Source organism: Stenotrophomonas sp. GD04145 (assembly GCF_029835135.1).
Lineage (GTDB): Bacteria > Pseudomonadota > Gammaproteobacteria > Xanthomonadales > Xanthomonadaceae > Stenotrophomonas > Stenotrophomonas maltophilia_P.
In genome coordinates, this window is record NZ_JAODZG010000030.1 from 1 (window position 1) to 25,613 (window position 25,613).

The following is a 25,613-nucleotide window of genomic DNA, read 5'->3' on the forward strand; positions in this document are numbered from 1 at the left end:
CGAGGGCGCGCATAACGATAAGTTTACGCTTTTGTCGTGCAGGTGCCGTGACTTCCGGCAGGGCACCGGTACCGCCTGCCACGGATCGGCGGCGCTGTCATGCAGCCCCGCAGCGTGCTTCCAGCCCGCAGGTTCCGGTAACCTTGCGGCTTTCGCTTTGCAGGAATGCCTTACAGGATGAGCCACGACGCAGTCGCCCCCATCGCCGGCCAGGGAAAGATGCCGCGCCAGATCCCGTACATCATCGGCAATGAGGCCTGCGAACGGTTCAGCTTCTACGGGATGCGCAACATCCTGGTGCAGTTCCTGATCACCTCGCTTCTGCTGCAGGAAATCACTGCGGAAGGCCGTGCCGGTGAAGCCAAGGACATCATGCACAGCTTCATGATCGGCGTGTACTTCTTCCCGCTGCTGGGCGGCTGGCTGGCCGACAGGTTCTTCGGCAAGTACCACACGATCCTCTGGTTCAGCCTGGTCTACTGCGCCGGCCACCTGTGCCTGGCGCTGTTCGAGAACAGCCGCCAGGGCTTCTTCCTCGGCCTGGGCCTGATCGCGCTGGGTGCCGGTGGCATCAAGCCGCTGGTGGCCTCGTTCATGGGTGACCAGTTCGACCAGAGCAACAAGCACCTGGCCAAGCTGGTGTTCGATGCCTTCTACTGGATCATCAACTTCGGCTCGCTGTTTGCGTCGCTGCTGATTCCGCTGGTGCTGAAGAACTGGGGCCCGCAGTGGGCGTTCGGCATTCCGGGCATCCTGATGTTCGTGGCGACCTTCGTGTTCTGGCTTGGCCGCAAGCGCTACGTACTGGTGCCGCTGCCGCCGAAGGACCCGCATTCGTTCGCCAACGTGGCGCGCACGGCGCTGACCGCGCGGGTGGCGGGCCAGGGCCGTCCGGGCCTGGCGATCGCCGTGGCCGGCCTGGTGCTGGCGGTGGCATCGTTCGGCCTGGTCGGCTCGTTGGGCATCGTGATCTGCCTGTGCCTTGCGCTGGTGGCGATTCTGGCCGGTGTCGGTGGCGGCACATGGCTGCAGCTGGACCGCGCCCGCGCGCACCATCCGGCCGAAGCCGTGGAGGGCGTGCGTTCGGTGCTGCGCGTGCTGGTGATCTTCGCGTTGACCACGCCGTTCTTCTCGCTGTTCGACCAGAAGGCCTCGACCTGGGTGCTGCAGGGACAGCAGATGCAGATGCCGAGCTGGTTCACCGCCTCGCAGATGCAGGCGCTGAACCCGCTGCTGGTGATGATCCTCATCCCGTTCAACAACCTGGTGCTGTACCCGGCCCTGCGCCGCTTCGGCTTCGAGCCGACCGCGCTGCGCCGGATGACCGCCGGCATCGCCTTCAGCGGCTTGGCCTGGATCGTCGTCGGCAGCATCCAGGTGGTGATGGATGGCGGCAATGCCATGTCGATCTTCTGGCAGATCCTGCCGTACGCGCTGCTGACCTTCGGTGAGGTCCTGGTGTCCGCGACCGGCCTGGAGTTCGCCTACAGCCAGGCGCCCCAGGCGATGAAGGGGGTGGTGATGAGCTTCTGGAACCTGACCACCACCATCGGCAACCTGTGGGTGCTGCTGTCCAATGCGGCCGTACGCAACGAAACGGTGACCCACCAGATCGCCGGCACCGGCTTGAGCGAGGCGGCGTTCCTGATGTTCTTCTTCGCCGGCTTCGCCTTCGTCGCGGCGTTGGCCTTCGGTTGGTACGCGAAACGCTATCGTATGGTCGACAACTACCGCGCTGCCTGAGCCTGACATGACCCCCGTCAATCTGCTGTTGATCGCCATCACCGCCATCCTGTCATGGAGGGCGTTCAACCACCGCGCGCTGGCCGACCGCCTGATCCTGTGGCCACCGGCCATCGACCGCCACCGCCAGTACGACCGGCTGGTGACCTATGGATTCATCCACGCGGACTGGTCGCACCTGATCTTCAACATGATCACCCTGTTCTTCTTCGGGGGATTCATCGAGAGCGTGATGGTGCAGCTGACCGGCAGCTACCTGACCTATCCGGCGTTCTACATCGGCGCGCTGGTGGTCTCGATCCTGCCGAGCTACCTGAAGAACCAGAAGAATCCGAACTACCTCAGCCTGGGGGCTTCGGGTGCGGTGTCGGCGGTGCTGTTCGCCTTCATCCTGATCAAGCCGTGGTCGATCATCCTGGTGTTCTTCATCCCCGCACCGGCCATCGTGTACGCCGCGTTCTATGTCGGCTACAGCATCTGGATGGACAAGCGCGGCGGCGACCGCATCAACCACAGCGCGCACCTGGCCGGCGCGGCATTCGGCGTGATCTTCATGCTGGCCATGCAGCCGAGCATCTTCACCCACTTCCTGCGCGAACTGTCCAACCCGACCTTCCGCCTGGGCGGCGGTTGAGGGGTTGGGGTCAGATCCGCTGGATCCGACCCCGGGGCAGGGCCCCCGCTCGTGGTCAGGCCCGGGTCTGCTGGCCGTAGGTGTCCAGCAGGCGGGCAAAGACTTCCTCGCCGATACGCTGGAAGGCCTGCTCGTCGGTCTGGCCTTCCACGGCGAGCTGGAGCAGGCCCTCCAGCAGGGCGCGGTCGGTATCGGAATGGGAATCGCTGGGGTGCATCGGGGGCCTCCACGGCAGTCGCACGGTCTACGGTCGCAAGGGCCGTGCCAGCGTGGCCGGACCCCTCCGCAGGCGATAGCGGCCGCGGGCGCTCCAGCTTTAGGGTCGCAAACTGACGTGGAGGGCCTGGACTTGCCCCTGTTCAGGCTTCACGCGATCATGGCGCCCGGCTGCGCACCATCCACGCAGTCGCCGCAGGAGACAGTCCCATGGCTTCGGTCACGCCCCCCGGTCTGGCCTACGAGGTCGATCACGACCAGGCCAACCATCGCTTCACTGCCCGTGTGCGTGGACAGGTGGCGGTGCTCGATTACCAGATCAAGCGCAGACGCATGGTCATCACCCACACCGAGGTGCCCGAGCCGATCGCCGGCCGGGGCATCGCCGGCGAGTTGACCCGCGTGGCGCTGCGGTTCGCGCGGGAGCAGAAGTACAAGGTCGTGCCGGCGTGTGCCTACGCCGAGGCATTCCTGCAGCGGCATGAGGAGTATCACGACCTTCTGGCGGGATGACGCCAGCGGGCTACGCTTAAGCCAGGGCGGGCGATGATGGATGAACATGAACAGGGGATCCCGATGAAGATTGGAAACAACCGGCTGCTGCGCGGAAGCGTGCTGGCCGGTGTGGCAGGCGTGCTGTTGCTGGCGGGCTGCCAGCGTGAAGCCGAAACCCCGGCACCGGTGGCCGACGCGGCGCCGGCGGTCGATGCCTCCGCCACGGGCGAGGCGCCCGCTGCGGAAGCACCGCTCGACCTGCGCGACGTGATCGAGAACAACGAACGCGAGGTGGTGGGCATCAGCTATCCGGCAGGCATCGACCGTTATCCGGGCCTGGCGCGTGCGCTCCAGGACTACGCCACCACGGCCCGCAGCGAGCTGCAGCAGGCGCTCGATGGGCTGGGCAACGACAAGCCGACCATGCCCTACGAACTCTCGCTGAGCTTCGAGAAGGTGCTGGAGACGCCGCAGCTGGTGGTGGTGAGTGCCGATGGCAGCCGTTACACCGGCGGCGCCCACGGCGAACCCCTGGTGGCACGTTTCGTCTGGCTGCCGGAGCAACAGCAGATGCTCAGCGCCGACAAGCTTGTGACCGACAGCAAGGGCTGGAAGGCGATCAGCGATTTCGTCGCGGACCAGCTGCGCGAGCGCGTGGCGACACGCCTCAGCGGCGAGGACATGGAGCCGGCCGAGCTGCAGGAGTCGCTGCGCAATGCATCGCGCATGATCGCCGATGGCACCGGCCCGCAGCCCGACAATTTCAGCCAGTTCCAGCCGCTGACCGACGACAAGGGGCAGATCACCGCGCTGCGCTTTGTTTTCCCGCCCTACCAGGTGGGTCCATACTCGGATGGAACGCAGACCGCCGATGTGCCGGCGGCGGTGCTGTTGCCGCACGTGGCCAAGGATTACGTGGAGCTGTTCGCACGCGGTTGAGCGCAGACGAGGAGGGGGCGTGGATACAGGGTTGCAGGAGCGGGTCAGCGGCCTGCTCCACGAAGCCGGGGTCCGCATTGGCGGCTCCCGGCCACAGGACATCCAGGTACATGATCCGAGGTTCTTCGCACGGGTCATGGCGCACGGTTCGCTCGGCCTGGGCGAGAGCTACATGGATGGTTGGTGGGACGCCAACGTCCTGGACGAATTCCTGGTCCACCTCATGCAGGCGCATCTGGACGAACGGGTGCACGGCTGGCGGGAAGTGGCCGACGCGCTGAAGGCGCGCCTGTTCAACCTGCAGGCCGGGCAGGGAAGCTACGAAGTCGGCCGTCGCCACTACGATCTGGGCAACGATCTGTACCAGGCGATGCTGGGCCGGCGCCTGGTGTACAGCTGTGGCTACTGGCGGCAGGCCGATGATCTGGACGCCGCACAGGAGGCCAAGCTGGACCTGGTCTGCCGCAAGCTGGGGCTGCGCCCCGGCCAGCGGGTGCTGGATATCGGCTGTGGCTGGGGTGAGGCCCTGAAGTTCGCTGCCGAACGCTATGGAGTCAGCGGGGTCGGTGTAACGATCTCGCAGGAGCAGGCGGAATTCGCGCGCGAGCTGTGCGCCGGTCTGCCGATCGAGATCCGCCTGCAGGACTACCGCGCGCTGGACGAACCCTTCGATGCGATCTTCTCGATCGGCATGTTCGAGCACGTCGGTGACAAGAACTACCGCAGTTTCTTCGAGGTGGCGCGGCGCTGCCTGTCGCCACGTGGCCTGCTGCTGCTGCACAGCATCGGGACCAACGTGTCGCGGCATCGTACCGATCCGTGGATCGCGCGCTACATCTTTCCCAACTCGATGCTGCCCTCGGCGGCGCAGATCAGCAGGGCATTCGAGGGGCGGTTCGTGCTGGAGGACTGGCACAATTTCGGCACCGACTACGACCTGACCCTGCAGGCGTGGCGGCGCAACGTGGAGGCGGCCTGGCCGCGGCTGGATGCGCGCTATGACGAGCATTTCCGGCGGATGTGGCGCTTCTATCTGGCCGGTTCGATGGCGACCTTCCGTTGCCGGCACGCGCAGTTGTGGCAGCTGGTGCTGTCGCCGGAAGGTGTGCCGGGAGGCTATGTGGCGCCGCGATGAAGCCAGAGCGGGATCAGATCCCTTTCGCAGAAAAGGGCTCTGACCCCAACCACAACGAAAAAACCGCCCGGTTTCCCGGGCGGTTCTGTTTTCAGTTCAGCGTACCGGCGATCAGTTGCCGGTGCCGGTCAGGCCACGCTTCTCCAGCAGCGGTTCGATCTGCGGCTCGTGGCCGGCGAAATCGCGGAACAGCTGCATCGCGTCGACGCTGCCGCCACGCGACAGCAAGGTGGCGCGGAAGTGGTCGCCGTTCTTGCGGCTCAGGCCACCGTTCTCGCGGAACCACTTCTGGGTGTTGGCGTCCAGCACTTCCGACCAGATGTAGGCGTAGTAGCCGGCCGAGTAGCCGCCCATGATGTGGCTGAAGTACGGGGTCTTGTAACGCGGCGGAACCGGTGCGTAGTAGATGCCGTCCTTCTCCAGCGCGGCGCGCTCGAAGGCCATCACGTCCTTGGCGGCCGGCACCTGGTCCGGGCCGATCTGGTGCCAGCGCTGGTCCAGCATGGCCGCACCCAGGTACTCGGTGGTGGCGAAGCCCTGGTTGAACTTGGCCGCGGCGATCACCTTGTCCAGCAGTGCCTGCGGCATCGCCGTGCCGTTCTGGTAGTGCTTGGCGTAGTTCTTCAGGATGGCGCTGTCATCGGCCCACATCTCGTTGACCTGCGAGGGGAACTCGACGAAGTCACGCGGCACCGAGGTGCCCGAGAAGTACGGGTACTTCACGTTCGAGAACATGCCGTGCAGGGCGTGGCCGAATTCGTGGAAGGTGGTCGTCACCTCATCCCAGGTCAGCAGGGTCGGCTGGCCGGCCGGCGGCTTGGGGATGTTGAGGTGGTTGGCCACCACCGGCTTGAAGCCGGTCAGCTTCGACTGCGAGACATACGAGTTCATCCATGCGCCGCCGCGCTTGGAGGCACGGGCGTACGGGTCGAACAGGAAAATCGCCAGCTGGCTGCCGTCGGCGTCGAACACGTCGTAGACGGTGACATCATCGTGATAGACCGGCAGGTCGGTGCGCTGCTTGAAGGTGAGGCCGAATTCCTGGTTGGCGGCGAAGAACACGCCGTTCTCCAGCACGTTCTTCAGTTCGAAGTACGGCTTCAGCTGCGACTCGTCGAAGTTGTACTTGGCCTGGCGCACCTTCTCGCTGTAGAAGGCCCAGTCCCACGGCTCCAGCGCGAACGTCGGCTTGCCCGCGGCCTTCTGCTCCTGGTCGATCATTGCCTGCAGGTCGGCCGCTTCGCGCTTGGCGTTGGCCACTGCGGCCGGGGCCAGCTTGCCCAGCATTGCGTTGACCGCCTCAGGGGTCTTGGCGGTCTGGTTGGTCAGGTTGTACGCAGCGAAGTTGGCAAAACCCATCAGCTTGGCCTTGTCGGCACGCAGCTGCATGATGCGCGAGACGATGGCGGTGTTGTCGAACTCGCCGCCGCGGCTGCCACGGCTGACCGATGCTTCGTAGATCTTCTGGCGCAGGGCGCGGTTGGCCAGGTTGGTCAGGGGCGGCTGGCCGGTGGTGTTGAGCAGGGTGATCACATACTTGCCATCCAGGCCACGGGCCTTGGCGGCTTCGGCGGCGGCGGCGATCTGCTCCCTGGACAGACCATCCAGTTCCTTCACGTCATCAACGGTGATCGCCGAAGCGTTCACTTCCGACTGCACGTTCTGGCTGAAGCGGGTACCGAGGTTGGCCAGCTCGGCGTTCATTTCCTTCAGCTTCGCCTTGTCCGCGTCAGACAGCTTGGCGCCGGCGCGCACGTAGTTGTCATAGTACTTCTCGACCAGGCGCACGCCTTCGGCGTCCAGACCCAGCTGCGTGCGGGTGTCATACAGCGCCTGGATGCGCGCGAACAGCTTGCTGTTCAGGGCGATCGCATCGCTGTGCGCGGCGAACCTGGCCGAGTAGTCGGCCTGCAGCTTCTTGCGGGTGTCGTTGGTGTCCGCGCCGACCAGGGCGAAGAACACGGTGGTCGCGCGGTCAAGGATGTCACCGCTCTTTTCCAGGGCGATGATGGTGTTGTCGAAGGTCGGCTTGGCCTTGTTGTTGGCGATGGCCTCGATTTCCTTCAGCTGCTGCGCCATGCCGGCGTCGAAGGCCGGAGCGAAGTCGCTGTCCTTGATCTTGTCGAACTGCGGATAGTGCAGTGCCAGCGGGCTTTCGGCGAAGAACGGGTTGGCCTGCTGTGCGGTGGTGCTGGCAGCCGGGGTGGCGGCGCCGGCGGAATAGGCGGGCAGGGCAAGGCCGAGGGTCATGGCCACGGCAAGGGCAAGGCGGGTGGTCAAGGCGGTACTCCGGTAAGGCAGACAAGTGCCCGAGGTTAACCCGGGGTAATGGGATCGGGCTTGTGTCGAAAGGCATGGGCGGGGATACCATCGGAACCCCCCATTGCGGAGATCTGCCATGACCACTGCGTTCGATTTCGGTTTCACCGACCTGGACGGCCAGCCGCAGGCCCTGGAGCAGTACCGCGGCAAGGCGCTGCTGCTGGTCAACGTGGCCAGCAAGTGCGGTTTCACCCCGCAGTACGAGGGACTGGAGGCGCTGTGGCGCGAGTACGGCCCGAAGGGCCTGGTGGTGATCGGCTTCCCCTGCGACCAGTTCGGCCACCAGGAACCGGGCAATGCCGAGGAGATCCGCAGCTTCTGTGCGCTGACCTATGCAGTGGACTTCCCGCTGTCGGAGAAGATCCAGGTCAACGGCGACGGTGCACACCCGCTGTGGAAGTGGCTGAAGTCCGAGAAGACCGGCCTGCTGGGGCTGAGCGCGATCAAATGGAACTTCAGCAAGTTCCTGGTCGGACGCGACGGGCAGGTGCTGAAACGCTACGCGCCGACCGACAAGCCGGAAAGCCTTCGCGGGGACATCGAGAAAGCGTTGCAGTCCCGGCAGTAAGGGCTGCCGCTTCCCGCAGCAGGGCCGGACGCAGGCCCGGCGCTACGGGTCACTTCTCGACGAAGGCGCGCTCGAACACGTAGTGACCCGGCTGGCCGATGCGCGGGGAGACCTGGAAGCCACGGGCGTCGAGCACCGTGCGCAGGTCGGCCAGCATCTGCGGGCTGCCGCAGATCATCGCGCGGTCATTCTCCGGGCTCAGTTCCGGCAGGCCCAGGGTGCGCTGCATTTCCCCGCTTTCCATCAGCGAGGTCAGGCGCCCCTGGTTGGCGAACGGTTCGCGGGTGACGGCCGGGTAGTACAACAGCTTGTCGCCGATCATCTCGCCGAGGAACTCGTGCTCACGCAGGTCCTTCTCGAAATAGTCGCGGTACGCAAGGTCCTTTTCGTAGCGCACGCCGTGGCACAGGATCACCTTCTCGAAACGCTCGTAGGTCTCCGGGTCCTTGATGATCGACAGCCAGGGCGCCAGGCCGGTGCCCGTGCCCAGCAGGTACAGGTTCCTGCCGGGATGCAGATCGCTGATCAGCAGGGTGCCGGTGGGCTTCTTGCCTACCAGAACCTTGTCGCCGGGCTTGATGTGCTGCAGGCGCGAGGTCAGCGGGCCGTCCTGCACCTTGATGCTGAAGAACTCCAGCTGCTCTTCCCAGTTCGCGCTGGCGATGGAGTAGGCGCGCAGCAGCGGCCGGGCGTCGGTTTCCAGGCCGATCATCACGAACTGGCCGTTCTCGAAGCGGAAACCGCTGTCGCGGGTGAGGGTGAAGCTGAAGTAGGCATCGGTCCAGTGGCGGACCTCAAGCACCGTTTCGGCGCCGAAAGCGGAAGACATGGGCGTATCTGTTGGAAGTCGTCGGGGTAATTCTATCTCAAATGAGACAGGTTCTCATTAGGCGGAACGAGAGGCGTTCTCAGCGGTAGCCGGCGGCCTGCAGCTCGAACAGCTCGGCGTAGCGGCCGCCCTGGGCCATCAGCTGCTCGTGGGTGCCGCTGGCCTCGATCCGGCCATCGGCCAGCACCAGGATGCGGTCGGCCATGCGCACCGACGAGAAGCGATGGGAGATGAGTACGGCAGTGCGATTGTCCGCCAGTTCCCTGAACCGCTGGAATACCTCGAACTCGCTGCGCGCATCCAGCGCTGCGGTCGGCTCGTCCAGGATCATCACCTGCGCATTGCGCATCCACGCGCGGGCGATGGCGATCTTCTGCCACTGCCCGCCGGAGAGGTCCACGCCCTCCTTGAAGCGACGCCCGATCAGCTGGTCGTAGCCGCGTGGCAGCGACTCGATCACTTCCTGGGCCATGCCCCGGCGCGTGGCATCGGCAACCCGTTCCCGGTCCGCCATCGCCTCGACCTGGCCAACGCCGATGTTCTCCCCGGCGCTCAGGTTGTAGCGCACGAAGTCCTGGAAGATCACCCCGAGATTGGCGCGCAGGTCATCCAGGTCATAGTCGCGCAGGTCCCGGCCGTCGAGCAGGATGCGCCCCTCGTCAGGCTCGTACAGCCGTGCCAGCAGTTTGACCAGCGTGGTCTTGCCGGCACCGTTCTCGCCGACCAGTGCCAGCACTTCGCCGGCATGCAGCTGGAAATCGAGGTGGCGGACGGCCCATTGCTCGGCATCGGGATAGCGGAAGCCGACGTTCTCGAACACGAAGCCCTGGCGGATGGGCTGCGGCACGGCTACGGCGCCCTCGCGCGAATGGATCTCCGGCTGGATCTGGAAAAACGAGAACAGATCGTCCAGGTACAGGGCCTGGCTGGCCACCTGCGAGAAGCCGATCAGCAGGCCCTCCAGGAGCTGGCGCAGGCGCAGGAAGCTGCCGGCGAGGAAGGTCAGGTCGCCGATCGAGAAATCGCCGCGCACCGTGCGCCAGGCGATGTAGGCGTAGGCGGTGTAATAACCCAGCGTGCCCAGCGCGGCCAGCAGGGTGCCCCACAAGGCACGGCGCCGGGCCAACGCCCGGTTGGCCTTGAACAGCGCCACCGACAGGCTCCTGTAACGCTCCACCAGGAAGCGGTGCAGGTTGTAGATCTTCACTTCCTTGGCCGTCTCCACGCTGGCGCCGAGCTGGCGCAGGTAGTCGAGCTGGCGGCGCTCGGGCGTCCATTGGAAATTCAGGCTGTAGCCGGCGGCGTTGAAGTGCGATTCGCCGATGAAGGCAGGCACCAGGGCCAGCGCCAGCAGCAGGATCAGCCACGGCGCGTAGACCAGCAGGCCCACCGCCAGGCTGACCACCGTGATGGCGTCCTGCACCTGGCCGAACAGCTGGCTCATCAGGTTCATCCGGCCCATCGTCTGGCGTCGTGCGCGGTCCAGCTTGTCCTGCAGGTCCGGATCCTCGAAGTCCTCCAGATCCAGCGTTGCGGCGTGCTCCATCAGCCGGATGCTGGTGGCGTTGGCGAACAGCTCCGACAGCAGGGCATCGGCGTAGGCCACCATCCGGCCCAGCAGGTCGGAGACGATGGCCAGACCCAGCTCCAGGGCCAGCAACCCGAGCAGCGGATTGAGCAGGCCGCTGGCCAGGGCCTCGCCCAGCGGCGGAAAGCCGGCGTCGTGCCGGCTCAGCTGCAGCGCGCTGTCGATGATCAGCTTGCCCACATACAGCATGGCGACCGGCAGCAGGGCACGGATCAGGCGCAGCCCCAGGCTGACCAGGGTCAGTGCGGGGCTGGTCTTCCACACCAGCCGCAGGAACGGTGGCACGTTGCGCATCGCATTGAAGCGCTGGCGCAGGCTGGGTTTCTTTTCGGCTGAAGGCATGTCGCCATTGTGCGCGCCGGAGCCGTGGCGAAGGCATGAATGCGACGCCCGCAGGGAGCGTGCGCGTCAGCGCGCCACCGGTGCGGAGCCGCGCTGCGCGAGGCCCCGCATTCTTGTGGATCAGGGCAGCGGCGGCAGCAGGCCGGCGCCGAGGCGGTTCCAGGCGTTGATCACCGCGATGCCCATGCTCAGGTCGCTGATGCCCTTCTCATCGAAGTGCGGTGCCAGCGCATCGAACGCTGCCTGCGATGGCGCGGCGTCGGTGAGCCGGGTCAGGGCCTCGGCCCAGCCCAGCGCAGCGCGCTCACGCGCATCGAAGAAGCGGCTTTCGTGCCAGGCGGGCAGGGTGTCCAGCTTGCGCGGCTCGATGCCACTCTTGCGCAGCGCCGTCCCGTGCATGTCCATGCAGTAGCCGCAGCCGTTGAGCTGCGACACGCGCAGGAACACCAGTTCCATCAGGGTCGGATCGATCGAACTGTCATGCACTGCCTGGCTGGTATCGAGCAGGCCCTTGAAAGCCTTGGCGGCCAAGCGGGTATAGGGAACGCGGGGTGAGGCGGGGTTGGACATCGTGGGCTCCACGGCGGCCCCGATGGCCGCCTTCTCTTACCAGGACGCCGCCGCGTCTGCGTGCGTGACAACCGCGGGCAGTTTTTCCGGATTGAGCACGCTGTACAGGCGCGCGATGCGGCCATCGATCACCTCGATGGTGGTGACCGAATGCAGGCGATCGCCGTCGAAGCCCAGGATCGCCGGCTCGCCGTTGACGTAGCCCAGCCGGGCCGGGTGCGTGCCGCCGCGGCGGGCAATGGCCCAGAACAGGCGGCCGATGCGTTCGGCACCCCGCAGCGGGCGCACCGCTGCGGTGACCACGCCGCCTCCATCGGAGACCATCAGCGCGTTGGCATGCAGCAGGGCCTGGATCGCCTCGCTGTCGCCACGCTGCGACGCATCCATGAAGCGTGCCAGCAACTGCCGGTGCTGGCCGGCGTCGGCATTGAAGCGCGGCCGGCCGGCCTGCAGCCGCTGCCGGGCCCGGTGCACCAGTTGCCGGCAGTTGGCCTCGCTATGGCCGATCAGGTCGGCGATCTCGCGATAGTCGTGGTCGAACGCTTCCTTCAGCAGGAACGCGGCGCGCTCCTCCGGGCCGAGCTGTTCAAGCAGGGTCAGGAAGGCCACCGATACATCATCGGCCAGGGCATGCAACTGGGCCGGGCCGGGCGCCGGGTCGGGCTCCAGGGTGACCGCCATCGGTTCAGCCAGCCACGGGCCCACGTAATGCGCGCGCTCGCGCTTGGCCGCACGCAGACGGTCCAGTCCCAGGCGTGTGGTGGTGGTGACCAGCCATGCCTCGGCATCGCGGACGCTGGCCGGGTCGGCGCCGGACCAGCGCAGCCAGGCGTCCTGGACGACGTCCTCGGCGTCGGCGCGGCTGCCCAGCAGGCGGTAGGCGAGGGCCATCAGGCGGGGACGGTGGGTCTGGAAGGCGGTTTCGGCGTTCATGCGGGCAAGGACGCCGCAGCGGGCAGGGGCGTGACAAGGGCTTGGGGTCAGAACCCTTTCCCCGGGAAAGGGTTCTGACCCCACAGACTCTACCCGCAGCTGGGGAGGGGGTAAAATGGGCGGATTACCCCCGCCAGCCTCGAGCAAGCGAGCAAGCCGTGACATCGATCAAGCAGGAAGACCTCATCCAGTCCATCGCCGACGCGCTGCAGTACATCTCGTACTACCACCCGGTCGACTACATCAAGAATCTCGCCGCTGCCTACGAGCGCGAGGAGTCGCCGGCCGCGAAGGAGGCGATGGCCCAGATCCTGATCAATTCGCGGATGTGCGCCGAAGGCCATCGTCCGATCTGCCAGGACACCGGCATCGTCACCGTGTTCCTGGAAATCGGCATGGATGTGCGCTGGGACGACGCCACCATGGGCGTGGAAGACATGGCCAATGAAGGCGTGCGCCGCGCCTATCTGCATCCGGACAACAAGCTGCGTGCTTCGGTGCTGGCGGATCCGGCCGGCAAGCGCATCAACACGAAGGACAACACCCCGGGCGTGGTCAACGTCAAAGTCGTGCCGGGCAACAAGGTGGATGTGATCGTGGCCGCAAAGGGTGGCGGCTCGGAAGCCAAGACCAAGTTCGCCATGCTCAATCCGTCCGACTCCATCGTCGACTGGGTGCTCAAGACCGTGCCGACCATGGGGGCCGGCTGGTGCCCGCCGGGCATGCTGGGCATCGGCATCGGCGGCACTGCGGAGAAGGCCATGCTGCTGGCCAAGGAAGCGCTGATGGAGCCGATCGACATCACCGAGCTGCAGGCCCGTGGAGCGTCCAACCGGATCGAAGAGCTGCGCCTGGAGCTGTACGAGAAGGTCAATGCGCTGGGCATCGGCGCCCAGGGCCTGGGTGGCCTGACCACGGTGCTGGACATCAAGATCAACGATTACCCGACCCACGCGGCCAACCTGCCGGTGGCGATGATCCCGAACTGCGCCGCGACCCGCCACGCGCACTTCACCCTGGATGGCAGCGGTCCGGTGATGCTGGATCCGCCGTCGCTGGAGGACTGGCCGAAGCTGACCTACGACGCCTCCAAGGGCACCCGGGTGGACCTGGATACGATCACCCCGGAAGATGTGGCCAGCTGGAAGCCGGGCCAGACGCTTCTGCTCAACGGCAAGCTGCTGACCGGCCGCGACGCCGCGCACAAGCGCATGGTTGACATGCTCAACAAGGGCGAGGAACTGCCGGTCGATCTGAAGGGACGCTTCATCTACTACGTCGGCCCGGTTGATCCGGTGCGCGATGAAGTGGTCGGTCCGGCCGGGCCGACCACGGCAACGCGCATGGACAAGTTCACCCGCCAGGTGCTGGAACAGACCGGTCTGCTGGGCATGGTCGGCAAGGCCGAGCGCGGCCCGGCTGCGATCGAGGCGATCCGTGACAACAAGTCGGCGTACCTGATGGCGGTCGGTGGCTCGGCCTACCTGGTGTCCAAGGCGATCAAGGCGGCCAAGGTGGTCGGGTTCGCCGATCTCGGCATGGAAGCGATCTACGAGTTCACCGTGCAGGACATGCCGGTGACGGTGGCGGTCGACTCCACCGGTGAATCGGTGCACAAGACCGGCCCGCGCGAATGGCAGGCCCGCATCGGCAAGATTCCGGTCGTGGTGGAGTAAGCGCGGCACACGCTTGGTGGCAAACGGCGCCTGTTGGCGCCGTTTGTCGTTTAACGAGCCGGCACGGAACATCTGCTAGTTTCCATGCGACTCGAACCGGGAACGTTCATGCCGCTGTTACGGAACTTCGCGCTTGCCGGGCTGTTCGCACTGGCCGGCTGCAGCAGCACCTCCTCCTCGTATGAAGGAGCGGATTTCAGCGCATCGGCGCAATGCCGCATGCAGTGCCAGGCCAGCCATCGCAGCTGCATGGCGCAGGCGGACAGCCTGGGCAGTCGGCAGAGCAGCTGCGAACAGCAGATGGCTCCGGCTGCCGACAAGCGCTGCAAGGACATCGCCAATGCCGATCTGCGCCGCTCGTGCGAACTGAAGGCGCATGACTGCACGCTGCGGCAGCCGATGATGAGCTGCGGCGAACGTCGCGACACCTGCATGAGCAGCTGCGGTTGAGCAGTGGCCGCCGGGCGGGCGCATAATCGCCGGCTCCACCCGCAACGGATCCCGCGCATGAGCACCACCCTGTATGGTTCGTCGAGTACCGCTTCGCTGGTCGTGCACTGGCTGCTGATCGAACTGGGCATCGAGCACGAACTGGTGCTGCTGGATTTCGACAGGCGCGAGCACAAGGCGGCGGACTACCTGGCGTTGAATCCGGCCGGGAGGGTGCCGACCCTGAGGATCGATGGCCTGCTGTTGACCGAGGCAGCGGCCATCGCGCTGTACCTGGCCGACCGCCATCCCGAAGCGGGGTTGCTGCCGGCCGTGGGCACGCCCGCGCGGGGCGAGGCCTATCGCTGGATGTTCTGGTGCGCCAACACCCTGCAGCCTGCCTATCGTGCATGGTTCTATCCGCACGAAGCGGCGGGCGAGGCCTGCGTGGAGGCAACGCGTGCGATGGCCCGGCAGCAGCTGGAGGCGGCCTGGCAGCATGTGGCGGCGCACCTGCAGGCGCACGGGCCTTACCTGCTGGGCGACGCGCCCAGCGTGGTCGATTTCATGCTGGTGATGCTGATGCGCTGGTCGCGCAACATGCCCCGGCCCACTGACACCTGGCCGGTGCTGAAGGCGCACGCAACCGCGCTGAAGGCGCGCCCCGCCTTCGCGGAAGTCTATCGACGCGAAGGCATCAGCGACTGGCGGTGATCGCCGGCGTTGAGCCGAGCGCGTGCCGCCGGGCATGGCTCGGCGCTGCCGGGTGGTGCGTCCGGGCTACAGGATCTCCAGCACCGTTTCCGGCGGGCGGCACAGGCGCGTGCCCTTGGCCGTGCGCACCACGGGCCGGTTGATCAGGCGCGGGTGCGTCGCCATCGCCGCCAGCAGGGTCGCCTCATCGGCCCCGGCCAGCGCCAGACCGGCAAACTCCGGTTCCTTGCTGCGCACCAGGTCGGCGGCGGCCAGCCCGGATTCGGCAAGCAGCTGGCGCAGGGTCGCCACGTCGGGCGGTGCCTGCAGGTACTCGATCACCTCCGGCTCGATGCCGGCGTCGCGGATGAGCTTCAGTGCGCCGCGCGAATTGCTGCACGCCGGGTTGTGCCAGATCGTCACGCCCATCAGAACCATTCCAGCAGCGACACGCCCACGCCCACGTAGGTGGCCTTGTGGTTGTAGTCGATCAGGCTTTCGCCGTATCCGTCGAAGACCTGGATGTGGCCGCGCAGCAGGTTGCTGATCGGGAAACCGTAGTCGAGCTGCAGGGCGCCATGCGAACGGTCGCCGGTACGCAGCGAATGGCGCGCCATCAGGGACACTTCGTGGCCATTGCGGTTCCAGATCAGGGTCGCGTCGCCGCGGCCCATGTAATCCTCGATGTCCGGGTTGTTGTCATCGCTGCGCGTTTCGGGAATGCGGTACCAGGGCCGCAGCACCAGCGCCCAGTTCTCGCGGTCCAGCCCAACATTGAGCATCACCCGGTTCCAGCTGCGCGAAAGGGGATCGGCACGGCCATTGGACTGATGGTTGAGGCTGATGCCGGTCATGCGTCCGCGCCAGCCACCAATGGAGTAGCCGTTGCGGAACACCATCATCACTTCCGGCTCGTAATTGGTCTCGCGGAACGGGCGCGAATTCTCGGCGTTGTAGGCCTGCCAGCGCGAGCTCTGGGTATAGCCGGCCCAGATGTCGCCGTTGTCGCCGAACAGATTCTCGGCGATCTTGGTCTTGAAGCTGATCTGGAACTTCAGCTCGGCACTGTCCAGCGCCTGCGGCTCGGTCACGCTGTTGGCCGGATTCGGCGACTGCGGCATCTGGTTCTTGTCGCTGGTCCAGAACGCCGGCAGCAGGTACACCGGCTTGTAGGCCCGCAGCTGGAACGGTCCCAGCTTCGAGTCTTCCGCCAGTTCCCAGCGGCTGTCCAGCAGGGAACCGCGGCCTGCATTGGCCAGGGCGCTGTCGTCGGGGGCGGGGCGCAGCACATCGCCGACCCGCGCCCGCAGGTTCTCTTCGCCCTGGCTCAGGCGGGCGGCGCGACGCTGTTCGCGCAGCGCCTGCGCGGCCTGCTGCGCGGCGGCATCGGCTTCGGCAGTGGCCGGTGCGGTACGGCCGAACAGGCGGTCGTAGCACGACAGTCGGGCGGCGTCGGTTTCAATGGCCGCGCAACCGGCCGGCGTGGTGGTCGTGGCAGGCGCGATTTCCTGCGCGGCCAGCGGCGCGCTGGCCAGGGCAAGCGCCAACGGCGCCAGACGGGGGAGCAACGGCGGGAGGGTCATTGCAGCAGGCCCTTCGGGATGACTACGGGAAGACGCACAGTGTGGCGGCTGCCCGCAGCAACGGCCAGCCCCATGGAGTTATGCCCGGCGCAGGTGTGCGCGTGGCGTGAAGATCGTGCGTTACAGGAACCAGGCGAACGCGAACAGGCCCAGCATCGCGATGACCATCGCCAGTTTCAGCGCCAGGCCCAGCAGGATGCCCAGCCAGGTGGCGAGGCCAACCTTGGTCGAGCGGCCCAGCTCGCGCGTGTGCCAGTACTCGCCCAGCAGAGCGCCGACCAGCGGGCCGGCGAACAGGCCGATGGGCATGAAGAACAGACCGGCGATGCTGCCGATGAAGGTGCCCCACAGCGCCTTGCGGCTGGCCCCGACACGCTGGGCCCCGACCACCGTGGCCAGCACATCGGCCAGCAGTGAAAGCAGGGTCAGCACGCCCAGTACCAGCAGGGTTGGCCAGCCGACATGGGTGAAGCCGTCGGCCCACGCTGCCAGCAGCAGGCCGACGAACACCAGCGGGATGCCGGGAAGTGCCGGCAGGACGATGCCGGCAATACCAACGAGGACAAAAATGACCGCTAGCAGATACAAGATGAATGAGAGGCCCATGCTGTCCCGTATGGTTGTCTTTTTGGGGTTGACAGTGAAAGATTTTGCCAGTTGCTTTTTCGTTTTGGCCGGGTTAAGTTGCAGTCGCTGAGCTTGGCAAGGTCACCGTGGATCGTGGCCTGATGAAGCAAGATCTTCCCGATCCGCTGCATCGATGCACCTCGCTTCCCCCTTGCTTGTCAGCCGCCCACAAGGCGTTTCCAACAACAAGAGAGAGTCATCAGGGAGTTAGTGAGATGTCCGAACGCGAGAACGGTACTGTCAAGTGGTTCAACGATGCAAAGGGCTTCGGCTTCATCAGCCGTGAAAACGGCGAAGACGTGTTCGTGCACTTCCGCGCCATCCAGACCCAGGGCTTCAAGAGCCTGAAGGAAGGCCAGAAGGTCACCTTCACCGTCGTGCAGGGCCAGAAGGGCCTGCAGGCCGACGCCGTGCAGCCGATCTGACCGGTCTGCAGCCGTCACATGAAAAAGGCCCGCGCAAGCGGGCCTTTTTCTTTGTCCGGGGCCGGCAGCGGATCAGCGCAGGATCACCCGGCCGTTGACCACGCGAACGTAGGTGTTTTCGCGGATGCCGCCCAGATCGCGCTGGTTGACGACGATGGTGCGTCCGTCATCCATGCGCACGCTGATGTCATACGTATCGCTGGTCACGTTCTTCTGGATCTGGTTGCCGGCCAGCGCGCCACCCACGGCACCCGCCGCTGCGGCGATGTTCTTGTTGCCGCGGCTGCCGCCGGTGTGGTCGGAGATCTCATGGCCGGCAACCGCACCCACGATGCCGCCGAGGATCGCGCCGGTCGCGCTGGGCGCAGTGCGGCCGGACTGCACGGTGTTGATGCGGGTGACGATGCCGCAGTCGGCGCAACGGCCCTGGTTGTAGCCGGAGTTGTTGCCGTAGCCGCCGTTGTTGTACCCATTGTTGTAGCCGCCGCCGCCGTAACCCGGCGAGGTGGCGCAGCCGGCCAGGGCGAGGGTGGCGATGGCACTGGCGGCGATGAGCTGGATCTTCATGGGGCGTCTCCTGGCCGTGAAGGCGGATGTGTTGGGTGGTACTGCGTCATGCAGCAGGGTGCGCGAATCGTCTCCTTTCCAACGTGAACAAGACGCCAATCAACGCCGCCATGACCGGCTGCGGGATGAACGCTGTTCAACGGAAATCCTGATGGCAGGCGCGGCAGTCCGCCTGCAGCGTCTGCACCACCTGGGCCAGCGCGGTGCAGTCTGCCGGTGGCGTCGCCAGGGCGGCATTGAGGCCGGCGCGGTACTGGCTGGCATGCTGCTGGAACTGCGCGCTGTCCTTCAGGCCGGGGAAGGCCAGGTCCAGGTCGTTGGAGAGCAGGCGCAGCGTCTGCAGGCGCGGCACGCTGTCGGCCAGGCTGCAGCGGTTCTGCTGTTGAGCCTGCTGCAGCAACTGGGATTGCCGCTGCATCACCTGCATCAGGCTGTCCGGGAAGGGGTCACGGCGGGCCTGCAGGGCGCGGCCGACCATCACCGTGGCGATCAGGCCGATCAGCAGACCCAGCGCGAGCACGAACAGGTAGCGATAGGCGGAAGACGGCGGGCGAGGGGGGCTGGCGTTCATGGCGGGCTCTCCGGGTGTGCAACGGTAGGTTCGACCCGGCGTGCTGTGGACGCCGGCCGCTGCACGTTAAAATAGACCGATGAACGAACAGGTCAAACAACGCTTCGCCGGCATCGAACGGCTGTATGGCGTGGGTGCGCTCGAGCGCCTGCAGGGCAGCCGCGTAGCGGTGGTCGGCATGGGCGGGGTCGGCTCGTGGGTGGTCGAGGCGCTGGCGCGCTCGGCGGTCGGCCATCTCACCCTGATCGATGCGGACGACATCTGCGTGTCCAACACCAACCGGCAGCTGCCGGCGATGGAGGGCAATTACGGGCGCAACAAGGCCGAAGCCATGGCCGAGCGCTGCCGGGCGATCAACCCGGAACTCGATGTCGACGCGGTGCAGGCGTTCCTGACCACCGCCAACATGGCGGAACTGCTGGATCGTCGCTTCGATCTGGTGATCGATGCCTGCGACAGCTTCCGGGTCAAGGTGGAGACCATCGCCTGGTGCCGCCGCCGCAAGCTGCCACTGCTGACGGTGGGCGCCGCGGGTGGGCGCACCGATCCGACCCTGGTACGCATCCGCGATGTCTCGCGCACCGAGCACGACGCGATGCTGGCGCTGATCCGCAAGAAGCTGCGCAGCGAGTTCAACTTCCCCAAGAACGCCAAGCGTTACTTCGGCGTGCCGGCGGTGTACTCGCTGGAGAACGTGAAGTATCCGCAGGCCGATGGCAGTGTCTGTGGCCTCCGTCCCAACCTGGGGGCGGACGCTGCGCTCAAGCTTGATTGCGGCGCAGGGCTGGGGGCAGCCACCCATATCACCGGTGCCTTCGCCTTTGCCGCCGTCGGCAAGGCGCTGGAAATGCTGCTGGAGCCGAAGAGGGTCAAGTCCGAATCCGTTGAGGCTTGACCGGTAGCGCCGGGCCATGCCCGGCGAAACGGCGATCAGGCGGCCGGCAGCGCGAACAGCCGCCGCGCGTTGTCGGTCGTGGTCCTCGCTACCGTCTCCAGGTCGGTCTGCCGCAACGCCGCGACGTGGCGCGCGATGATCGAGAGGCGTGCCGGCTCATTGCGCTGCCCACGGATGGCCGCGTCGGGCTGATCGGGCGCGTCCGTTTCCAGCAGCAGCTGCTCCAGCGGCATCTCCCGGACCAGCCGTTGCAGGCGCTGTGCCCGTTCGTAGGTCAGGGGGCCGCCCAGACCCAGCAGGAAGCCCTGCCGATGCAGCTGTGCCGCCTGCTCCGGGCTGCCGGAGAAACTGTGCACCACGCCGCGCAGGCCACCGATGCGGCGGATCGCTGCGATCACCGCATCCACGGCCCGACGCGCATGCACGATCACCGGCAGGTCGAAGTCGCGCGCCAAGCGCAGCTGGCCGGTGAAATAGGTCTGCTGCGCCTCCGCATCCAGGCCTTCCACGAAATAATCCAGGCCGCATTCGCCGATCGCCCGCGGACGCTCACGCTCGATCCATTCCCGCAGCAGCGGAAGGTGCCCGGCGCGATGCTCGGCAAGAAACATCGGATGCAGCCCGTACGCGGGGTACAGGCCGGGTGCCTGCTGGCAGACCTCGCGCAGCTTCGGCCAGCTGGCGGCGGTGACGGCCGGCACGACCTGGAACTGCACCCCGGCCGCGCGCGCGCGCTCGATCACGGCGGCACGGTCGGGGTCGAACTCGCCTGCATCGAGATGGCAATGGCTGTCGACCAGCACGCTCAGCGCTGCTCCAGCGGTGGCGGCGTGCGGGTGCCGCGGCTCTTCCAGTTGGCCAGCAGCAGTGTGCCCAGGCCCAGCACCAGCTCATCGACGAAGGGAAGCGGATCGGGAATGAACAGGGTCAGCGCGAACAGCCCGGCCGTGAGCTTGAACAGCGTGGGGTAGCGCAGCCGGCGCGCCCATTGCAGTACCGGCAGCAGCATCGGGTTGGCCATGGCGGGATCCTCCTGGTGAATATGCAAACGCTACCACGGGCCCAGCATTTCCCGATGCTGAATGGGTTACGGCGACGAGCAGGAAATGTGGAGATTCCGTTCAGGGAGGCCGTGCTGCAATCTGTGCCGAGAACGTTGCGGACGGTCCGCAAGGAGCAGGTCATGAAAAGCACAACTACAACTGTCCTGGTCGCAGCGGGCGCGCTGCTGGTGGGTGGTATCGCCACGGCCGCCTTCATGAAGAGCGGCAACCCGTCGCCGGATTCCATCAGCGCCGGCGCCCCCAACGGCGAATCACGCCTGGCCGATGGCAGCGGCACCGACGATGGTGCGCGTGGCAACCAGCTCGATGCCACCGCGCCGCGCGGCCTGGAGTATGCCGATGTGCTGAAGGTCGACCCGATCACCGAAAAGCAGAAGGCGTACGCCACGGTCATCGGCACCGACGCGGTGCGCGAAACCTCCACCACCCAGACGCCGCACGAGGTCTGCCAGGATGTGGTCGTGCAGGAACGCCTGCCCGAGCGTGATGGCAACGTCGGTGGCACCGTCGCCGGCGCGGTGATCGGTGGCCTGCTGGGTAATCAGGTTGGCGGCGGCAATGGCAGGAAGGCGGCGACCGCAGCCGGTGCCGTGGCCGGCGGCCTGATCGGCAACCAGGTGGACAAGCGCCACGTCGGTGGCCGTGTGGTCAACCGCACCGAGCGCCAGTGCCACACCGAGACCGCCACCTCCGAGTCGAGCCGTGTCACCGGCTACAACGTCACCTATCGCAACGAGGACGGCACCACCGGCACCATGCGCATGGCCAGCAAGCCCGGCAGCCGCATCGCCATGGGCACCAACGACGTGGTCAAGGGTTACAACGTGACCTACCGCTATGATGGTGCCGAGAAGACCGTGCGCATGGACAACAAGCCAGCCAGCGATCGCCTGCCGGTGGTCGATGGCCAGCTGGTCACGCAGACAGCGGCAGCCGGCGCCACGGCACCGACCCGCCAGTAATCCTGCCGCTGCACCGGACAGGCGACAGGCCGGCTTCTGCCGGCCTGTCTGTTTTTGTGGCCGGGTGACATTTGCGATGATGGCGCTCCGTCATCGCCCTGGAGTCGGCATGAGCATCTTCGACCTGCGCCTGGAAACCGAGCGCCTGATCCTGCGCCCACCGCATCGCGAGGATTTCGAGCCCTATCTGGCGTTCTGCGCGGATGAAGAGGTGATGCGCACGCTGGGCGGAGTACAGCCACCGTCAGTGGCATGGCGTGGATTCTGCAGCCTGGCTGGCGCGTGGCAGTTGTTCGGCTTTTCGATGTTCAGCGTGATCGAGAAATCCAGTGGTGAGTGGGTCGGTCGCATGGGGCCCTGGCAGCCACAGGACTGGCCGGGCACCGAGGTCGGCTGGAGCATCCGGCGTGCCAGCTGGGGCAAGGGCTACGCGCCGGAGGCGGCGACCGCTGCGATCGACTGGGCATTCAACGCACTCGGGTGGGAGGAGGTGATCCATACCATTGCCGAGGACAACGAGAATTCCCGTGTCGTGGCCCGCAAGCTGGGCAGTACGCTGCTGCGCATGGGCGAGCTGCCGCCGCCGTACCAGGGCAAACCGATGCAGATCTGGGGGCAGTCGCGCCAGCAGTGGCAGCAGCGCGTGCGCTGAGGGGCCCGACGGGCTGCATCCAGCGGCGGGCTGCGCGGTGGGCATGCTGCACCCGCGCTTGGCATCGGCGGGCGCGCTTGCCAGACTGCGCGCAACCGGTCGTTGGCCGGGTCTCCTGGAGCAGGCAATGGTGGAAGAACGCGTTCCGTTGACGGTGCATGGCATGTCCGTTTCAGGCAATTGCCACAAGGTGCGCATGCTGCTGGAACACCTCGGCAGCCGCTATCGCTGGGTGGAGGTGGACAGCGCCCATGGCCAGACCCACACGCCGGAGTTCCTGGCATTGAATCCCAATGCGAAGGTGCCGTTGATCGTGCGCGAGGACGGCCGCGTGTTGACCGAATCGAACGCGATCCTGTTCTGGCTGGCCGAGGGCACGCCCTACCTGCCCGGCGATGGCTGGGAGCGGGCGCAGGCGTTGAGCTGGATGTTCTTCGAGCAGTACACGCATGAACCCTGCGTGGCGGTGGCCCGTTTCATCCGTGGCTGGACGCCGGCCGACTCCCCGCGGCGCGCCGAACTGCCGCGCCTGCAGGAGCGCGCCAGCACCGCACTGGCGGTGATGGAACAGCACCTGCGGCAGTCGCCCTGGTTCACCGGCCGCAGTTATGGCATCGCCGATATCGCGCTGTTTGCCTACACCGACGTTGCCAGCGATGGTGGCATCCGCCTTGATCCGTTCCCGCAGGTGCAGGCCTGGCTGCAGCGGGTCCGGGCGCAGCCGCGGTTCGTGCCGATGCCGGCCGTGGGCGCGGAGGTGCTGGCGCGATTCAACGCGGTGGCCTGATTCCCGGGGGAGCGTCGGGCAGGCCGGCTGCGAGGAAGCCGGGCGGGCCCCGCGCCACGCTAAGCAACAACGACACGGAGGGTGTTCGATGTTCGCTGTGGTTCCAGATCCCATCCCCGCGCGCATGCGCGGGCTCAACCGCGCCGAAGTGTGCGACGTCAATTTCCTGGAGGCGGTGCGCGGCTGGCGGGGCACGCCACGGCCACGGCCCGCGCCGCACGCGCCGATCCTGCCAGGCAGCACGCTCAGCGCGGCGGCCTTTGCCGACCTGTTCGATTCGCAGCTGGCCAGCCGCCAGCTGGACCTGATGGCACGCGTGCTGCGCGTGCAGAACAAGGTCTTCTACACCATCGGCTCGTCCGGACACGAGGGCAATGCGCTGTTGGCGCGGGCCTGCCGGCACACCGATCCTGCGTTCCTGCACTACCGCTCCGGCGCCTTCATGGCCGAGCGCGCGCGGCAGGTGCCGGGCATGGATCCAGTGCGCGACGCGGCACTGTCGTTCGCCGCCAGCGCCGACGATCCTGCCAGCGGAGGCCGGCACAAGGTGTGGGGCAGCCGGCCGCTGTGGGTGTTGCCACAGACCTCGACGATCGCCTCGCACCTGCCCAAGGCGCTGGGCACTGCGTTGGCCATCGAGAGCGGCAAGCGCCTGGGCCAGCCGTTGCCGATTCCGGCCGACAGCATCGTGGTCTGTTCCTTCGGCGACGCCTCGGCCAATCACGCCACCGCACAGACGGCGTTCAACACCGCCATGTGGTCGGCCTACCAGAAACTGCCGGCGCCCATCCTGTTCGTCTGCGAGGACAATGGCCTGGGCATTTCGGTGAAAACACCAGAAGGATGGATCGCCGAGCGCTTTGGCGGCCAGCCGGGACTGGACTACTTCTTCGCTGATGGGCTGGATCTGGCCAGCGGCCATGCGCAGGTGCAGGCCGCGGTCGAGCATTGCCGGGCAACCCGCAGGCCGACCTTCCTGCACCTGCGTACCACGCGGCTGATGGGGCATGCCGGTACCGATTTCGAGGTGGAGTGGCGCGCGTTGCCGGAGCTGTGTGCGGCGGAGGCGCAGGATCCGCTGCTGCGCTCGGCGCAGATCGCGATGGAGTCGGGCTGGATGGATGCCGCGGCCGTCGAGGCGGCCTATGAAGCGATGCGTGTGCGCTGCATGGCGGCCGCCGCCGACGCCGAGCGCCAGCCGAAGCTGCAGTCCCTTGAGCAGGTGATGGCACCGCTGGCGCCCTATACACCTGCAGCGGTGCACGCCGAGGCCCGGCGCGCGGTCGCGGACGAGGCGCGACTGTCGCTGTATGGCGGCGCCGACGCATTGCCGGAGCGACAACCGCCGCGTCATCTGGCCATCCAGATCAATCACGGACTGCAGGAACTGCTGTGCAAGTATCCGCAAAGCCTGTTGTTCGGCGAGGATGTGGCGCAGAAGGGAGGCGTGTACACCTTGACCCGCGACCTGCTGCGTCGTTTCGGCCCGCGTCGGGTGTTCAACACGCTGCTGGACGAGACCATGATCCTGGGCATGGCGCAGGGGCTGGCCAACATGGGCATGCTGCCGATCCCCGAGATCCAGTACCTGGCCTACCTGCACAATGCCATCGACCAGATACGTGGCGAGGCGTGTTCGCTGCAGTTCTTCTCCAATGACCAGTTCCGCAACCCGATGCTGGTGCGGGTGGCAGGGCTGGGCTACCAGAAGGGATTCGGTGGCCATTTCCACAACGACAATTCGATCACCGCCCTGCGCGACATTCCCGGCCTGGTGGTGGGCTGTCCCTCGCGTGGCGACGACGCCGTGATGATGCTGCGCACGTTGGCGGCGCTGGCCCGGGTGGATGGCCGCGTGGCGGTGTTCCTGGAGCCGATCGCGCTGTACATGAGCAAGGACCTGCACGAGCCGGGTGACGGCCAGTGGCTGTTCGACTACCCGCAACAGGGCCAGGCGCTGCTGCCGGGGGAGGGCCGGGTGTATGCCCCCGAGGCGCAGGATCTGGTGATCTACACCTATGGCAATGGCGTGCCGATGGCGCTGCGTGCCGCGCGGGTGATCGACCAGCAGCTCGGGTGGCAGGTGAGGGTGGTTGACCTGCGCTGGCTGGTGCCGCTGGACGGCGGATTCATTGCCACCCAGGCGGCCACGGCGCGGCGCGTGCTGGTGCTGGACGAGGGGCGTCACAGCGGTGGCGTGGGCGAGGGGGTGGTCACGGCCCTGGTCGAGGCCGGCTTCGGTCACCTGCCGCTGCGTCGGGTCTGCGGCGCCGATACCTATACGCCGCTGGCGGGGGCAGCAATGTTCGGGCTTCCAAGCGACAATGCGGTGATTGGCGCCGCCCTCGACCTGGCGCAGGAACCCTGA

28 protein-coding genes are annotated in these 25,613 nt (G+C 66.5%); 15 read left to right on the forward strand and 13 right to left on the reverse strand.

All coding sequences use genetic code 11. The features are described 5' to 3' along the window. The first annotated feature begins 177 nt into the window (after positions 1–177). Positions 178–1,743, forward strand: a complete 1,566-nt coding sequence (locus N7367_RS13915; protein ID WP_279942605.1) for an oligopeptide:H+ symporter — start codon at positions 178–180, stop codon at positions 1,741–1,743. A 7-nt stretch (positions 1,744–1,750) separates the two neighbouring features. Further along, entirely contained in the window at positions 1,751–2,377 is a 627-nt protein-coding gene (locus N7367_RS13920; protein ID WP_053516907.1) for a rhomboid family intramembrane serine protease, read from the forward strand. A 55-nt stretch (positions 2,378–2,432) separates the two neighbouring features. Here the strand turns inward: N7367_RS13920 and N7367_RS13925 are convergent, their stop codons facing one another. Then, the gene (locus tag N7367_RS13925; protein ID WP_164972342.1) at positions 2,433–2,594 is read right to left on the reverse strand and encodes a hypothetical protein; all 162 of its coding nucleotides are present in this window, start codon (positions 2,592–2,594) and stop codon (positions 2,433–2,435) included. A gap of 209 nt (positions 2,595–2,803) precedes the next feature. Here N7367_RS13925 and N7367_RS13930 point away from each other — a divergent pair, with 209 nt between their 5' ends. The 3 genes from N7367_RS13930 (at position 2,804) to cfa (ending at position 5,162) form a co-directional block, all read left to right on the forward strand. Next, entirely contained in the window at positions 2,804–3,106 is a 303-nt protein-coding gene (locus tag N7367_RS13930) for a GNAT family N-acetyltransferase (protein ID WP_053516908.1), read from the forward strand. 63 nt (positions 3,107–3,169) lie between these two features. Further along, a complete protein-coding gene (locus N7367_RS13935) occupies positions 3,170–4,027 on the forward strand; it encodes a DUF3298 and DUF4163 domain-containing protein (RefSeq protein WP_193396153.1) in 858 nt (285 codons plus the stop codon). A 19-nt stretch (positions 4,028–4,046) separates the two neighbouring features. After that, on the forward strand, positions 4,047–5,162 hold the full coding sequence (gene cfa / locus N7367_RS13940; RefSeq protein WP_065175474.1) for a cyclopropane fatty acyl phospholipid synthase: 1,116 nt from the start codon (positions 4,047–4,049) through the stop codon (positions 5,160–5,162). Between the two features lie 111 nt (positions 5,163–5,273). Here cfa and N7367_RS13945 read toward each other — a convergent pair whose 3' ends face one another. Further along, entirely contained in the window at positions 5,274–7,442 is a 2,169-nt protein-coding gene (locus tag N7367_RS13945; protein WP_053516910.1) for a M3 family metallopeptidase, read from the reverse strand. A gap of 118 nt (positions 7,443–7,560) precedes the next feature. On the opposite strand from N7367_RS13945, the gene N7367_RS13950 reads away from it, so the two are divergent. After that, on the forward strand, positions 7,561–8,052 hold the full coding sequence (locus N7367_RS13950) for a glutathione peroxidase (protein ID WP_065181959.1): 492 nt from the start codon (positions 7,561–7,563) through the stop codon (positions 8,050–8,052). 49 nt (positions 8,053–8,101) lie between these two features. Here the strand turns inward: N7367_RS13950 and N7367_RS13955 are convergent, their stop codons facing one another. The 4 genes from N7367_RS13955 to N7367_RS13970 form a co-directional block, all read right to left on the reverse strand. Then, positions 8,102–8,881, reverse strand: a complete 780-nt coding sequence (locus N7367_RS13955) for a ferredoxin--NADP reductase (protein WP_053516913.1) — start codon at positions 8,879–8,881, stop codon at positions 8,102–8,104. A 79-nt stretch (positions 8,882–8,960) separates the two neighbouring features. Continuing rightward, positions 8,961–10,811 carry an ABC transporter ATP-binding protein gene (locus N7367_RS13960; RefSeq protein ID WP_279942607.1) on the reverse strand — a complete coding sequence of 617 codons (1,851 nt, stop codon included), beginning with the start codon at positions 10,809–10,811 and terminating at the stop codon, positions 8,961–8,963. Between the two features lie 120 nt (positions 10,812–10,931). Next, positions 10,932–11,381 (reverse strand): carboxymuconolactone decarboxylase family protein, encoded by a 450-nt coding sequence (locus tag N7367_RS13965; RefSeq protein ID WP_065181961.1) that lies wholly within the window; start codon positions 11,379–11,381, stop codon positions 10,932–10,934. A 36-nt stretch (positions 11,382–11,417) separates the two neighbouring features. Beyond that, the gene (locus N7367_RS13970) at positions 11,418–12,314 is read right to left on the reverse strand and encodes an RNA polymerase sigma-70 factor (protein ID WP_053516916.1); all 897 of its coding nucleotides are present in this window, start codon (positions 12,312–12,314) and stop codon (positions 11,418–11,420) included. 158 nt (positions 12,315–12,472) lie between these two features. On the opposite strand from N7367_RS13970, the gene N7367_RS13975 reads away from it, so the two are divergent. The 3 genes from N7367_RS13975 to N7367_RS13985 all read left to right on the forward strand — a co-directional run bounded on the left by N7367_RS13975 (position 12,473) and on the right by N7367_RS13985 (position 15,133). Further along, positions 12,473–13,990 carry a fumarate hydratase gene (locus N7367_RS13975; RefSeq protein WP_053516917.1) on the forward strand — a complete coding sequence of 506 codons (1,518 nt, stop codon included), beginning with the start codon at positions 12,473–12,475 and terminating at the stop codon, positions 13,988–13,990. 108 nt (positions 13,991–14,098) lie between these two features. After that, positions 14,099–14,440: a hypothetical protein gene (locus tag N7367_RS13980; RefSeq protein ID WP_053516936.1), complete on the forward strand. Its 342-nt coding sequence runs from the start codon at positions 14,099–14,101 to the stop codon at positions 14,438–14,440. A gap of 57 nt (positions 14,441–14,497) precedes the next feature. After that, positions 14,498–15,133 carry a glutathione S-transferase family protein gene (locus N7367_RS13985; protein ID WP_065181963.1) on the forward strand — a complete coding sequence of 212 codons (636 nt, stop codon included), beginning with the start codon at positions 14,498–14,500 and terminating at the stop codon, positions 15,131–15,133. A 66-nt stretch (positions 15,134–15,199) separates the two neighbouring features. Here N7367_RS13985 and arsC read toward each other — a convergent pair whose 3' ends face one another. The 3 genes from arsC to N7367_RS14000 form a co-directional block, all read right to left on the reverse strand. After that, entirely contained in the window at positions 15,200–15,541 is a 342-nt protein-coding gene (gene arsC / locus N7367_RS13990; protein ID WP_111187118.1) for an arsenate reductase (glutaredoxin), read from the reverse strand. Beyond that, a complete protein-coding gene (locus N7367_RS13995; protein WP_053516921.1) occupies positions 15,541–16,695 on the reverse strand; it encodes a phospholipase A in 1,155 nt (384 codons plus the stop codon). Before N7367_RS13995 ends, arsC begins: the two co-directional genes overlap by 1 nt. A 120-nt stretch (positions 16,696–16,815) precedes the next feature. After that, positions 16,816–17,301: a DUF456 domain-containing protein gene (locus N7367_RS14000; RefSeq protein WP_053516922.1), complete on the reverse strand. Its 486-nt coding sequence runs from the start codon at positions 17,299–17,301 to the stop codon at positions 16,816–16,818. A 236-nt stretch (positions 17,302–17,537) separates the two neighbouring features. Here N7367_RS14000 and N7367_RS14005 point away from each other — a divergent pair, with 236 nt between their 5' ends. After that, entirely contained in the window at positions 17,538–17,747 is a 210-nt protein-coding gene (locus N7367_RS14005) for a cold-shock protein (RefSeq protein ID WP_053516923.1), read from the forward strand. Positions 17,748–17,819: 72 nt separating this feature from the next. On the opposite strand, the gene N7367_RS14010 is transcribed toward N7367_RS14005, so the two are convergent. Both N7367_RS14010 and N7367_RS14015 read right to left on the reverse strand, forming a co-directional pair. After that, complete coding sequence (locus tag N7367_RS14010) at positions 17,820–18,314, reverse strand: glycine zipper 2TM domain-containing protein (RefSeq protein WP_053516924.1); 495 nt, start codon at positions 18,312–18,314, stop codon at positions 17,820–17,822. Positions 18,315–18,450: 136 nt separating this feature from the next. Beyond that, positions 18,451–18,885, reverse strand: a complete 435-nt coding sequence (locus N7367_RS14015) for a hypothetical protein (RefSeq protein ID WP_065175471.1) — start codon at positions 18,883–18,885, stop codon at positions 18,451–18,453. A gap of 79 nt (positions 18,886–18,964) precedes the next feature. Between N7367_RS14015 and N7367_RS14020 the strand changes: the two genes are divergently transcribed. After that, positions 18,965–19,780: a tRNA threonylcarbamoyladenosine dehydratase gene (locus N7367_RS14020; protein ID WP_262100339.1), complete on the forward strand. Its 816-nt coding sequence runs from the start codon at positions 18,965–18,967 to the stop codon at positions 19,778–19,780. Positions 19,781–19,815: 35 nt separating this feature from the next. Here N7367_RS14020 and N7367_RS14025 read toward each other — a convergent pair whose 3' ends face one another. Continuing rightward, positions 19,816–20,589 carry a TatD family hydrolase gene (locus N7367_RS14025; RefSeq protein WP_065175469.1) on the reverse strand — a complete coding sequence of 258 codons (774 nt, stop codon included), beginning with the start codon at positions 20,587–20,589 and terminating at the stop codon, positions 19,816–19,818. Next, positions 20,586–20,801: a DUF6116 family protein gene (locus N7367_RS14030; protein ID WP_053515346.1), complete on the reverse strand. Its 216-nt coding sequence runs from the start codon at positions 20,799–20,801 to the stop codon at positions 20,586–20,588. Before N7367_RS14030 ends, N7367_RS14025 begins: the two co-directional genes overlap by 4 nt. A gap of 162 nt (positions 20,802–20,963) precedes the next feature. Here N7367_RS14030 and N7367_RS14035 point away from each other — a divergent pair, with 162 nt between their 5' ends. The 4 genes from N7367_RS14035 (at position 20,964) to N7367_RS14050 (ending at position 25,613) form a co-directional block, all read left to right on the forward strand. Continuing rightward, positions 20,964–21,806, forward strand: a complete 843-nt coding sequence (locus N7367_RS14035) for a glycine zipper 2TM domain-containing protein (RefSeq protein ID WP_279942608.1) — start codon at positions 20,964–20,966, stop codon at positions 21,804–21,806. Positions 21,807–21,915: 109 nt separating this feature from the next. Further along, a complete protein-coding gene (locus N7367_RS14040) occupies positions 21,916–22,458 on the forward strand; it encodes a GNAT family N-acetyltransferase (protein WP_053515349.1) in 543 nt (180 codons plus the stop codon). Between the two features lie 127 nt (positions 22,459–22,585). Then, positions 22,586–23,245: a glutathione S-transferase family protein gene (locus N7367_RS14045; RefSeq protein ID WP_053515351.1), complete on the forward strand. Its 660-nt coding sequence runs from the start codon at positions 22,586–22,588 to the stop codon at positions 23,243–23,245. A gap of 88 nt (positions 23,246–23,333) precedes the next feature. Further along, entirely contained in the window at positions 23,334–25,613 is a 2,280-nt protein-coding gene (locus tag N7367_RS14050; RefSeq protein WP_065181969.1) for a thiamine pyrophosphate-dependent enzyme, read from the forward strand.